The organism is Thermogladius calderae 1633, assembly GCF_000264495.1.
Taxonomy (GTDB): domain Archaea; phylum Thermoproteota; class Thermoprotei_A; order Sulfolobales; family Desulfurococcaceae; genus Thermogladius; species Thermogladius calderae.
Genome location: NC_017954.1, coordinates 319,755 through 330,369, shown reverse-complemented (window position 1 = coordinate 330,369; position 10,615 = coordinate 319,755). Strand labels below are relative to the sequence as shown.

Genomic DNA, 10,615 nt, shown 5'->3' with positions numbered 1-10,615 from the left:
CCTAAAGTTGATGGACTACTGTTAGCATTACTGCTCCATGGCACCTGTCTGTTCTAGACATAATCATGAGTATGAAATAGAAACCTTTATTAATCTAACAGCAGACCGCTGAAGACGGCCTTTTACAAAGTTTCCTTACCATGAAAAGTTGGAATACTACGGTTCCGCGTATATTAGAGTGTACCCTTTCTTACTAATTTTTTCAACACGCTTGTATACATCTCTCGCCTTGCTAAGAATCCTCTCTCCACCCTTAGCTAGCACGAACTGAGCCCATCCACCGCTTTTCAGGTATTGGACAGCCCCCAGTACTATCTTTTCCACCACCTCCATACCCACCGCGAGAGGGGGGTTTGAGTATATCGCATCAAAGTTCTTTCCTTTGAAAGGCTCGTAGGCATCTCCCAAGACCACTACTACCCTATCCTCCACCTTATTCAGTTTAGCGTTTAGCTTTGAGACCTTAACTGCGAGCGGGTTTACATCCACCATGTACACTTTCAGACGAGGTGCAACGCTTGCGACCGCTATACCTATGACGCCAAAACCGCATCCGACATCTAGCACTTCCCCCTCCTCGGGTATCCTTAGGTGTTCGAGTAATAGGCGAGTGCCCTCGTCGACCTCGCTGCCGGAGAACAGGCTCGTGTACGAGACGAACTGAAGAGGCACACCCTTGTAGACGTAAGTTACTACTACTTTATCCCCCGTAGTGCCCTTCTTAAAGTAGTGGGTCAACTCTTCGAGACCTGCCTTTTCCAGGCTTGTGGGTATATGCCTGGTTGCATGTATACTCTCTTAGTCTTAACTACGATACCTTTGTTCATGTTTTTGATCTCGGCGGCGTCGTGCTGGGACACGCCCAGTGATACCAGCTCGCCCTTTAGTGTAAAAACCGCCACCGCGAACCCTCTCCTCACGTCGCTCGTGACACTCGCCACACCTGGCGCGGCGAGATTCGCCCCGTGGGCTATAGCGTCAACAGCCGTGTCCAGTACCATTACTTTAGGTAGGTGTACAACCGAGACTTCGACGGGTTGTACCACCCTCCTGAGTAGTCTCTCGTCTCCTTTCTCTCTCCATAGAGTGACCGCTTCCATGACCTCCTGCATTGTAGACAGAGTCTCGTCCTCTTTGAACGGCCCTGTCCTAGTCCTCCTGAGCTCCCTCATGTGGGCCCCTACACCCAGGATTAACCCTATGTCGTGAGCTATCTTCCTCATGTAAGTACCGGGGTCGGAGAGTACGCGGACTAAGGCAAACTTGTCCCTGTACTCGAGCAACTCGATCTCGTAGACATTCCTTTTCCTCAAAGTCCTCTTCACGCTCGATCTCAAGGGCGGTCTCTGGTAGATCTCGCCTTTAAAGTACTCGACTGCCCTCCTTAAACTCTCTTCATTGACTACGTCGTGGAGCTGAATCACCATGACATACTCCTTGACCGTGTGAATTACGTTGCCGATCACTTTAGTGGCGTTCTCTAGACCTACTGGCAGGACACCTGTTACTTTGGGGTATCCCCGCCCCATCTACAGGGGCTCTAGGGTACCCCCGTGTCCTGCCTTGCTAACCCCTACCAGTTTTTTAACCCATGCTACTACTTCGTGGCTTGTAGGCCCTGGTGGTTTGTCTAAGTTTATCACTCCGTTGACTATGTGCTCCTTGATCGGCCTCTCGTAGGGAAGTCTACCGTAATCGCTCGACGTGTCGGCTTCTCTCACTACTATCCAGTCGTTTTTGTAGCCGGCTCTCTCCGTTATGTGGTCTAGGAATTCCAGCCCTCTCTCTACTAGACCCATCGGGCAGTGTCACCCTAAGTCTTTAATGCACGAGTCAGCACCTATTAAGGACCTTAATACCCGATAAGGATGAGGCGATGAGCTGAAAACCTATACTAAAATAGCCGTGCAGGTCTGCTGTGTTCAGGTGGATACCGCTGTCTAGACGACGCTGGTTGAGACCTTTACTCTCTCTTTCATGAAATCCGTTAACCCGCTTTCGCCAATGGCCTTCAGTACCTCCTCGTCGCTCGCCCCTCTCGATATCGCTATTTTCTTGTCTAGAGGCTCTATGTGCTTTATGTTGACCCTCCTCCGCTTCACACCTGTAAGGCTCTTCGGGCCTGTAATCAGGACGAAGCTGTCGTCTATTATGTCGACTATGACGCACTTCCTACCTGCCTCTCTACCCGACACCTTGACGCAGACCCTGCCTATTTCAATAGCCGGCATAATCCACACCCTCTCTCTCAAAGATTAGCAGTTTTATGTGTTTTTAAAAACTTGTCTATACTATACTTTATGATCGCAAACGTCTCCTCAACACCCAGCTTTGACGTGTCTATGACTAGGTCGAAAACCGACAGATCAAGCGGGTCTATCCCGTAGAACTCTATGAACCTCCTCCGCTGGACACTCTCGCGTACTATTGTCTCGCGTAAAGCGTCCTCGAAAGGCTTGTTATCCCTTGCCGCGATCCGGGCTACTCGGACTTTTAGAGGGGCTGTTATGTAGATCTTAAAGTCTACGATGTCGCTCGCGATCCACGCTGTCAGGTGCCCGTCTAGCACTACGTTGTCTTCGTGCGCTAATTGGAACGTCCTCTTGTCTATCTCTAGGTCGATGCTTGGGTCTTTCAGCGCTATGAGAGATAACTCCTCCAGCGACAACCCCCTGCTTCTGGCCAGCTCTCTGAAAATACCACCAGCGGAGTAGTAGACCAGGTCGTATGTGTCCGCGATCCTCTTAGCGTGTGTAGTCTTCCCACTCCCAGGAGGGCCGCTTACAGCTATCCTTACCAACTTCAGCACCACAAAAGTAGACTATCTAGCTGGCAGCCCTCACAGACCGCCTGATAAGCTTGGCAAGACAACTCGGGCAAATAACCCCGCCGTAGATCCTCTCGGGCCTCTTCTCAGTCTTAGCAAGTTTCCTCAACTGACTCGGCCTGAGCCTCGGAACACCATTGAGCGGTCGTCCACATATAGCACAGTGAGCAGGGGAGGGTCTTCTCTTCTCGTAGTGGACTCTAAGCTCGCCGCCGGGCGTCCTCACCACAACCCTTCTCCAGCTCCTAGTCCTGTACATCGGTCTAGGCAACGCTGTCGACCCCCGTAAGCGTTATCGTGTTATCCTGAAAATCGGCTCGGAGACTAATAAATCCTTCTACTCCCCTATGATTCTCTTCAGTAACGGGTACGCCTCGAGCGCTCTCTCGTACGCTATAAGCATGTAGTACTGCTGTACGATACCGATTGCCAGTAAGAGGCCCATTCCTCCGCCGTAAACACCGAGCACGTCTGATAGCGCTGCTATAACACCCACTATAATACTGGACAACACTGTTAGAGGTGTTATGTACTTGTCGAGCATCTTCTCCAAGACCTTGGGGTTCCTCCTCATACCGGGGACTTCCAGCCCGCTATCAACTAGTTGTTGTGCTTGAGCGGCCGCGTTTAGCCCAGAGACCTCGACCCACATGTAGCCGAAGACCACCGATAAAAGTACGAGTACCACGATGTAGACAACGGTCTTAACGGGGTCAGCATAGGCGCTATACACTCCGAGCGGGGAGTTCAGGTAATATGCGATCCCGCCCACAAGGTTGCCGTTCTGGTCGTACGTCGCGAGCGTGTTGACCAGCCACTGGGGTATCAAGCCTCCCCCGTATGTCCTGAACAACGACGCGAACACTAGAATATCCGCGTACAATATACCCACAAACAGGACAGGAATGTTCGAAACGTAAAGGAACTGTAGGGGTATCCGTGTTTTAATTGACTGAAGTCTCGGTGTTGTAATGGGGATGTTGACCCTCATGTTACTTAAGTAGATCACAAGAACCGCTACAACGATCGTAGCTATGAGACCGACTAGGTCCCTCCCGCCGGGTCTAATCATTATACTCGACAGGCTACTACCAGTAGAAATAGCCTGTATGATGTAGGGTATCAACCCGACAGCTGTGCCGTTTATCACAACTGGGCTGAATATATTCCAGAAGATGATAGTTGCTACACCGGATAGGATGAAGAGGCTGACACCCGACCCTATACCCCACCCCTTCTGTATCATCTCGTCGAGTAGTATCGCGATGTAAGCTCCCGCGAAGATCTGGAGCCCCACTATCAACCTAGTAGACCACGAGGCAGTACACGCAGTGAAGGGGTTGGGCCCCGTGACTACCCAATACCTACACGACAAGACGTACATCGCGGCCTCGAAGACGGCCAGGATGATTGCCAGCGTCTTCTGGGCTGAGGTAAACTTCTTCCTGTCGTCTGGGTCTGTAAGGTCGAGGTCGACCAGCTTAGCTCCAACCAGGATCTGCATTATCAGGCCCGCAGTCACAATCGGGCCTATGCCTAGCTCCATTAGCGTCCCCCTATTAGACGCGAAGATCACCTGTATTAGCAGTATCTGTTGTTGCGAGGCCGGCTGGATAGGGATACCGTATAGCGGTGTGTTAGCGAGTACTAGGTACACTATCAACGCCATAGCGGTCCAGAACAACCTCTCGTACAAGGACGGTTTCCTATCCGGCTTTTTAGCAGCAGGCAAATAGTCTGCTATTCTCGCCATTACGTCCAAGGCTCCCATCGTGGACACCAGCGGGTTACTGCCGTAAACCAGGCTATCTGGGTTAGACATATCAAGTAGCTTAATAAAACTTATCCGTTGAGAACGTTAACGTCACTCGAGGAGTTGAACCAGCCCGCCAGCTTCCTCTACTTTCTTCTTAGCGTTCTCTGTTATGTACTCTGCGATGATCTTCATTCTCCTGGTGACCTTCCCTGAACCTGTCACTTTGTTAAACCCGAGTTTAGTAACGTCGATGACTATCAGGTCTCCCTCGACGACAGCCTTCCCCTCCCTGACTAGTTTTTCTGCTATCTCGTCTAGTAACCCCACGTTGATCTCGCGGATGTCCACTGTCTTACTAGTCGGGTTGACAAAGCCGTGTTTCCCGTACCAGTCAGGCGCGTACTTCAACATCCAGACCCATTTGTGCTTGTGCATCCCAACCGCGCCGAAGCCACCCCGCGAACCACTCTTCCTGTGCTGTCCTACCCTACCCCAACCCATTGTACGTGTCCTACCCCGTAGCTTCCTGCTCTTCTTCCTCTTCCTAACCGCCATCTCCGACACCTCACAGCATTCTTTTGATTAGTTCGTTGATCGCGGGCCCGCGGTAACCTAGTTCGCCATGATCTCCAACAGGCTTTTTAATACTACCCTTAAACCCACCTCTCGGCGGGTGTAGCCTGAAAACGGGTTTTATGACCTCCTGTTTGTGGAGGAGGACCTTGCCTGCGAAGATCTTCCTCGCCATCTCCTCGTAGCTGCCCGCGTTGAAGTACTTCTTCAGCAGCTCAGTGGTTAGCTTGGAGCCGCCTACGACCCTACCCCTCTTCTCCAGGACTTGCGCGAGCGTCTCCTCGTCGATCTCGCCCCAGGTTACCCAGTCCTTTACTACCCTCAACATCCCCTCGAGGCCCGGTAGGTCCTTTGGGTATACTACCATGTGGTACTTTCTTCTCAACCTCAGCAACTTTAGTGTGTGCTCGACGTCGGGCGGGGTGTCTGGAACACCTCTAATCCTGATTATTGCGTAGAGCACTGGCATCGCTCAACCCCTAGCCTCTCAGCCAGTCGAGCGAAGTAACAAACTTGTAGGTGTTCCTGAGGGCGTTTAGAGTCGCCTTGGCGAAGTTGACCGACGTCCTCGTCTCGCCGAAAGTCTCCGTCCAGGCGTCCCTTATGCCCGCGAGTCTCAACACGACTTTAGCAACCTCGCCGGCAACAAGACCTGTACCCTTAGGCGCAGGCTTAATCACGATCCTGACACTACCACTCTTCCCGACGACTGTGAACGGGACGCTGTGGGGTTCTCCGCACCTACACTCCCAGCTACCGCAACCTCTCTTGACGGGGGTGATGTTCAACTTGGCGTCTCTTATCGCTTTGTTCAGTGCTTCCACGTACTGTTTGGCTTTACCTAGTCCTACCCCGACAAAACCGTCCTCGTTACCCACTACTACCACAACCCTGAACCTAGTCCTCCTACCAGCGTCGGTCATCTTCTGTACGAGGCCCGCGTCTATCCTCTCGTACTTGAGATTGGGTAAGAGGTAGTCGACTATCTCCGGCTCTAGTAATGGCAGGTTCTTGTCGAATATCTCCTTAAGAGAGGTGATCTTGCCCTCTAGTACCATCTTACCGACTTTCGTCCTTGGAACCCACTTCTCCAAAGCCCCTTTATCCACAGCACTCATACTCATATCAACCACCGTACTCCACAATAATCTTCTTCCTTACCTCCTCGAAGTGTTGGGGCAACTCCTCCGGGTTAAGACCTCTAGCTAAATACCTTGAGAAGTACCTCTCTAAAAGCCCTTTCTCCCTGAGGGTCTTAGACCACGCGGCTATGTGCTCGCCCTTAATCCTCTCCTCGCTGGGGAACACCCCTTCACCCACCGGGATCTGCAGACCAGCGTCTATGCCTCCTTTAGCCGCCGCAAACACTATACCACCTCTTGTCGGCGAGTGAAGCCCTATATCGAGAATCGCCTCTTTAATACCTTTCTTTAGGGCTCTTAAGCCAGCCAGTAGACCAGTCAAGTAAGCGGACGGCGTGTTCGCTGTACCACCCTTCCAGCCGTACTTCTTCACGAGCTCGTACGAGTGGGCTGCCGCTATTATATGGTCGCCCTCTGGTCTGGCCACTGCCACCTGCACCCATATGTAGTTTAGGGTCTTTCTCACGATGAACCTCGGCTTACCCGATAAGACCATCTTGTACCTCTTGTAGTAGTTCGTTTTACCCTCTCTCCTTCTTCTCCTCGGGACTTTATACCTAGGTCCTCTTGCCATGTTTAACACCCTACCGCTTCAAGTACCCGTGCTCGATTAGATAGGTTCTGAGGGAGTTGAAAGACTTGAAGAAACCACCCTTAGCAAGCCTGTAGAGCCTTCTGTACGTCTTCCTGTCTATGATCTTGTTGTCTCTGAGATACCGTAGATACCTTCTGATCTTCCTGATCTTGCTCATCCACACCTCCTTCTCGTCGGTCCTCGCCGTTCTGACTCCTTTCCTCTTACCATGCCCTCTTCTCCTACCTTTCCTCCTCTGCTCACGCCTAACTTTACTGCTATAACCCGTGTTCCCGCGTGCGGGCTCCGCGTATATGGCCCCGTCTTTGATGAGCCTCTTGATCTCCTCTCTCGTAATGGCGTCGGCTACATCCTCTACTCTAGCGGGGTCGACTCTAACTCTCGAGACCCCTACACCTAGTATTTCCGAGGCAAGTCTTTTCTGGAGGCTTAGGTCCACCATTACCGCATCCCCTCGGCCACCGCCGGCGGGTTTGCTACCTTAAAGCCTTTTGCTACCGCTGCCCTGTATATCTCAATCTTCTTCTTCAATCCCGTAGTCGCGCTAATATATATGATGTTCTTCGAAGGGTCTAGTTTATCGATCTCGTCCACATTCGAAACTGTTACTGGTATTAACCCCGAAGGATGGTACCCTCTTACTTCAGCTGGACCACCGTAACCCACCGACACCAGCGGCGGGTATCCCTTCAACTTCCTCCTGACCTTGTTGTCGATACCCTTAGGCTTGCGCCACTTTAGGTCGTTCTCGAACTTCGGTTTCTTCCACCAGAGATACCTGAGGAACTCTGGCTTCTTCTCCTTGATCTTCCTTCTCAACTCGAGTAAGCGTTCTATTCTACTTTTCAATCCCCACACCCCGCTCGTATATGTAGATCCCGTCAGCAAATATCCTCCGGTCTAAGTCCTTGATCCTAGTAGCCCTTTCTATATTGGCTGCTGTCTGCCCAACCTCCTCTATGTCTATACCTGTAACTATTATGTCTTCGCCTGACACCTTTACTTTCACCTTCTCACCGAAGATTTCAGCAATTCTGTCAGCCTTCTCGCCGAGGAAGTTCTTTATCCTGACAACGCGGTTTTTCTCGTCTACCTGTACGGTTATTGGGAAGTGCGAGTAGATTATCTTCAGCTTATACGTGAAGCCCTTTGTGACACCTGTGATCATGTTGCTGATATGCGCCGCAATAGTGCCGACGAGCGCCTTTTTCTTTCTGTCCACGTAAAAGCCTTCTACGATTACTTTGCCGTCCTCAACCCTGATGACAATACCCCTCGCGTGGCTAAAGTCTCTCTCTAGCTCGCCGAGAGGACCTCTTACCTTGACCCTCATCCCGTCTACCTGAACACTTACCCCTTCTGGCACTTCAACTGTCGAACTATAGTGTATCATTTTGACCATTGCCACCACCTAGTAGACGTACGCTAGTAGTATGCCACCAACGTGTTTCTCCACCGCCTCCCTGTGGCTCATGACCCCCTTCGACGTGCTCACTATCAAGATACCTATGTTGTACGCCGGGAGGTACCTCTTCAACCAGTCCGGGAACTCTGATAGCTCCCTATATGTCACACTGTACCTCGGCTTTATGACACCGATCTTGTTAATCCTGCCGAGTAGCTGTACCTTAATTTTACCCCATCTCCCGTCGTCGATGTACTCGAACTCGCCAATGTACCCCTCCTTCTGGAGGACTTTCAAGACGTTGAGTATGAGCTTGGAGGCGGGCATGATGAGCACTTCGCTCTTCGACCTCATCGACGCGTTCTGTATTGCCGCGAGGGCGTTAGCGAGCGTGTCCATCATCACCATAAGCAACACCTCTCCTTTATATCGGGTTAAAAGACTTATTTAACCATATTTTTTGAACCCTATCGAGTAGGCTAGTTCTCTGAAGCACTGCCTGCACAAGTAGAGGCCGTAGGCCTGTATCACAGCGTCTCTCGCCCCGCACCTCTGGCACCTTCTACTCCCCTTCCCGTAGCTCCTCTCCTTAGGTGGCCTGTACTTCCCCACCGCCACCACCTACTCTGGGACTATCTCGACTCCGAGCTCTCGCTTAAGCAATACCATCGCCTCCTCTTTCGAGACCCTGTGTCTCCTGGGCACTCTCCTTTTTCTAACTCTTCTCCTCCTCATGACCCTGTAACCCGGTCTCTCAATTGTGATACAGACGTCCATTCCGAAGATGCCCACCTCCGGGTCGTACTTAACGCCGGGTATGTGGATGTGCTCTTTGATCCCGAAGCAAACATTACCGTAGTCGTCGAAGCTGGACTCCTTCAGCCTGTACCCTACGGCCTCGAATGCTTTCCTAAGAAAGTCTATGGCCTCTCCTCCCCGTAGCGTGACGATCGCCGCTATGTTCTCTCCTTTCCTGATACCGAAGTCCCTGATGGACCTCTTCGCTCTCCGGGGTACAGGCTTCGCACCCGTCAACTCTTCGAGAACCTTTATGGCTTTGCCTAGTCTCTCGGTCTCCGAGCCGACCGAGATGTTGACGGTTACTTTGACTATCCTTGGCTTGAGCATGGGGTTACTGTTCCACTTTGACAAAATCTTTTCTTCGTCTACGGCGAGCCCGGTGCTCATTTCCACACCGCCTCGGGGAGTGTTATTAGTGGTTTGTCTCTGCCTATTACGAAGACGTAGCTCAGGCTAGTCTGGAACAAGTTCCCGTTTTTGTCTTCAATGACAGCTACACTCCTCTTCACTCCCATACCTCTATGTACCTTTTTCAGTAAGCCGACCCTCCCCACGTTCCTTCCGCCCGATATTATTACCAGGTTATTCTCGGCGAGCGGAACGTAATCCACGATCTTGTTGTCTGCTAAAGACAACTGGACTGTCCCCAGCGTCTCGTAAACGTCCTCTACCGGGTTTCTCGGGTCGTTCACTCTAATCAACACATTTCTACCGTCGTGTAGGTTCAACTGTATATGACCGCCTTTCACGGTGGTCTTGTTCTGTATCCGGCACAACTTGAACGCTGCTTCTTCCTTGGGGATCTTCACGAAGCCTATTACTTTCGTGGGGACTGGTACCACCCTGTAGTACTCGTCGGTTGGTTTAATGCGGAGGACGTCCATGAACCCTACCGGGAACTTGTAGTCCCGGACAACGCGTCCGTCGATCTCGAAGTGCCCCTCGGAGATAAGTCTCCGAGCCTCTCTCGCCGTCTCTGCGTAGCCTAAGACATTCCTGACGACTATTAGTAGGGGTAGCGAGTACTCGGTGGGGTGTGGGCCTGGGGAGGGCCTTACCGTCCACTTGTACTCTTTCCTCAGGATAGGCCAGTAGTATGGTGCCGCAAGAGCTTTTAAGTGCCTAGAGCCTGTCACTTGCTCTCACCCTCCTTCCGTCGCTCTATGATCCTCGTTCTGTATTTGTCGCTCAGGTCTAGTTTAGTGATGACGACCTTGCTGGGGTGTATAGGGTAGTACACTAGTGTACCGTCTGCCTTCTTAACTTGAACGCCCTCGACAAAGATGCGCCCCCTCTTTAGGTCGACGTCGACTACTTTACCCTCGTGGCCTCTCCAGTCACCCCTCAGGATCTTAACGGTGTCCCCCTTGCGTACAGGCAGTCTTTTAACCCCGTACTTCTCTGCCAACTCGTCGCTAAGTTTAGCTGTCATGAACTTGTGCCTTACGTGGAGTGGCGCGTTGTAAAGGGCCTTTCTCTGTTTAGACGGCTTCTTGGACCTGGTTAAGGCCATTCA

The 10,615-nt window shown here is 51.6% G+C and carries 19 protein-coding genes; all 19 read right to left on the bottom strand.

The window, feature by feature from the left end:
• Nucleotides 1-156: 156 nt before the first annotated feature.
• The 19 genes from TCELL_RS01825 to rplX all read right to left on the bottom strand — a co-directional run bounded on the left by TCELL_RS01825 (nt 157) and on the right by rplX (nt 10,612).
• Nucleotides 157-738, bottom strand: a complete 582-nt coding sequence (locus TCELL_RS01825) for a class I SAM-dependent methyltransferase (RefSeq protein ID WP_014737030.1) — start codon at nt 736-738, stop codon at nt 157-159.
• The gene (locus TCELL_RS01820; RefSeq protein WP_014737029.1) at nt 735-1,529 is read right to left on the bottom strand and encodes an RNA-guided pseudouridylation complex pseudouridine synthase subunit Cbf5; all 795 of its coding nucleotides are present in this window, start codon (nt 1,527-1,529) and stop codon (nt 735-737) included. The genes TCELL_RS01825 and TCELL_RS01820 overlap by 4 nt, the downstream gene beginning before the upstream one ends.
• Complete coding sequence (locus TCELL_RS07585; protein ID WP_014737028.1) at nt 1,530-1,799, bottom strand: tRNA pseudouridine synthase A; 270 nt, start codon at nt 1,797-1,799, stop codon at nt 1,530-1,532.
• Between the two features lie 141 nt (nt 1,800-1,940).
• The gene (locus tag TCELL_RS01815) at nt 1,941-2,231 is read right to left on the bottom strand and encodes a 50S ribosomal protein L14e (RefSeq protein ID WP_048162920.1); all 291 of its coding nucleotides are present in this window, start codon (nt 2,229-2,231) and stop codon (nt 1,941-1,943) included.
• Between the two features lie 17 nt (nt 2,232-2,248).
• Nucleotides 2,249-2,800, bottom strand: coding sequence for a (d)CMP kinase (gene cmk, locus TCELL_RS01810; protein WP_048162918.1), 552 nt, complete (start codon nt 2,798-2,800; stop codon nt 2,249-2,251).
• 25 nt (nt 2,801-2,825) lie between these two features.
• Nucleotides 2,826-3,098 carry a 50S ribosomal protein L34e gene (locus TCELL_RS01805; protein ID WP_048162913.1) on the bottom strand — a complete coding sequence of 91 codons (273 nt, stop codon included), beginning with the start codon at nt 3,096-3,098 and terminating at the stop codon, nt 2,826-2,828.
• 66 nt (nt 3,099-3,164) lie between these two features.
• Nucleotides 3,165-4,649 carry a preprotein translocase subunit SecY gene (gene secY / locus TCELL_RS01800; protein ID WP_014737024.1) on the bottom strand — a complete coding sequence of 495 codons (1,485 nt, stop codon included), beginning with the start codon at nt 4,647-4,649 and terminating at the stop codon, nt 3,165-3,167.
• A 42-nt stretch (nt 4,650-4,691) separates the two neighbouring features.
• Entirely contained in the window at nt 4,692-5,138 is a 447-nt protein-coding gene (locus tag TCELL_RS01795) for an uL15 family ribosomal protein (protein WP_014737023.1), read from the bottom strand.
• A 10-nt stretch (nt 5,139-5,148) separates the two neighbouring features.
• The gene (locus TCELL_RS01790; RefSeq protein WP_014737022.1) at nt 5,149-5,625 is read right to left on the bottom strand and encodes a 50S ribosomal protein L30; all 477 of its coding nucleotides are present in this window, start codon (nt 5,623-5,625) and stop codon (nt 5,149-5,151) included.
• Between the two features lie 10 nt (nt 5,626-5,635).
• Nucleotides 5,636-6,280: a 30S ribosomal protein S5 gene (locus TCELL_RS01785; protein ID WP_014737021.1), complete on the bottom strand. Its 645-nt coding sequence runs from the start codon at nt 6,278-6,280 to the stop codon at nt 5,636-5,638.
• Nucleotide 6,281: 1 nt separating this feature from the next.
• The gene (locus TCELL_RS01780) at nt 6,282-6,872 is read right to left on the bottom strand and encodes a 50S ribosomal protein L18 (RefSeq protein ID WP_014737020.1); all 591 of its coding nucleotides are present in this window, start codon (nt 6,870-6,872) and stop codon (nt 6,282-6,284) included.
• Between the two features lie 10 nt (nt 6,873-6,882).
• Nucleotides 6,883-7,335, bottom strand: a complete 453-nt coding sequence (locus TCELL_RS01775; RefSeq protein WP_014737019.1) for a 50S ribosomal protein L19e — start codon at nt 7,333-7,335, stop codon at nt 6,883-6,885.
• On the bottom strand, nt 7,335-7,751 hold the full coding sequence (locus TCELL_RS01770) for a 50S ribosomal protein L32e (protein WP_014737018.1): 417 nt from the start codon (nt 7,749-7,751) through the stop codon (nt 7,335-7,337). Before TCELL_RS01770 ends, TCELL_RS01775 begins: the two co-directional genes overlap by 1 nt.
• A complete protein-coding gene (locus TCELL_RS01765) occupies nt 7,732-8,295 on the bottom strand; it encodes a 50S ribosomal protein L6 (protein ID WP_048162902.1) in 564 nt (187 codons plus the stop codon). The genes TCELL_RS01770 and TCELL_RS01765 overlap by 20 nt, the downstream gene beginning before the upstream one ends.
• A gap of 9 nt (nt 8,296-8,304) precedes the next feature.
• Nucleotides 8,305-8,706, bottom strand: coding sequence for a 30S ribosomal protein S8 (locus TCELL_RS01760; protein WP_048162900.1), 402 nt, complete (start codon nt 8,704-8,706; stop codon nt 8,305-8,307).
• A gap of 39 nt (nt 8,707-8,745) precedes the next feature.
• A complete protein-coding gene (locus tag TCELL_RS01755) occupies nt 8,746-8,910 on the bottom strand; it encodes a 30S ribosomal protein S14 (RefSeq protein ID WP_048162899.1) in 165 nt (54 codons plus the stop codon).
• 9 nt (nt 8,911-8,919) lie between these two features.
• Nucleotides 8,920-9,486, bottom strand: coding sequence for a 50S ribosomal protein L5 (locus TCELL_RS01750; RefSeq protein WP_014737014.1), 567 nt, complete (start codon nt 9,484-9,486; stop codon nt 8,920-8,922).
• Complete coding sequence (locus TCELL_RS01745) at nt 9,483-10,235, bottom strand: 30S ribosomal protein S4e (protein ID WP_014737013.1); 753 nt, start codon at nt 10,233-10,235, stop codon at nt 9,483-9,485. Before TCELL_RS01745 ends, TCELL_RS01750 begins: the two co-directional genes overlap by 4 nt.
• The gene (gene rplX, locus TCELL_RS01740) at nt 10,232-10,612 is read right to left on the bottom strand and encodes a 50S ribosomal protein L24 (protein WP_014737012.1); all 381 of its coding nucleotides are present in this window, start codon (nt 10,610-10,612) and stop codon (nt 10,232-10,234) included. The genes TCELL_RS01745 and rplX overlap by 4 nt, the downstream gene beginning before the upstream one ends.
• Between the last annotated feature and the right edge of the window lie 3 nt (nt 10,613-10,615).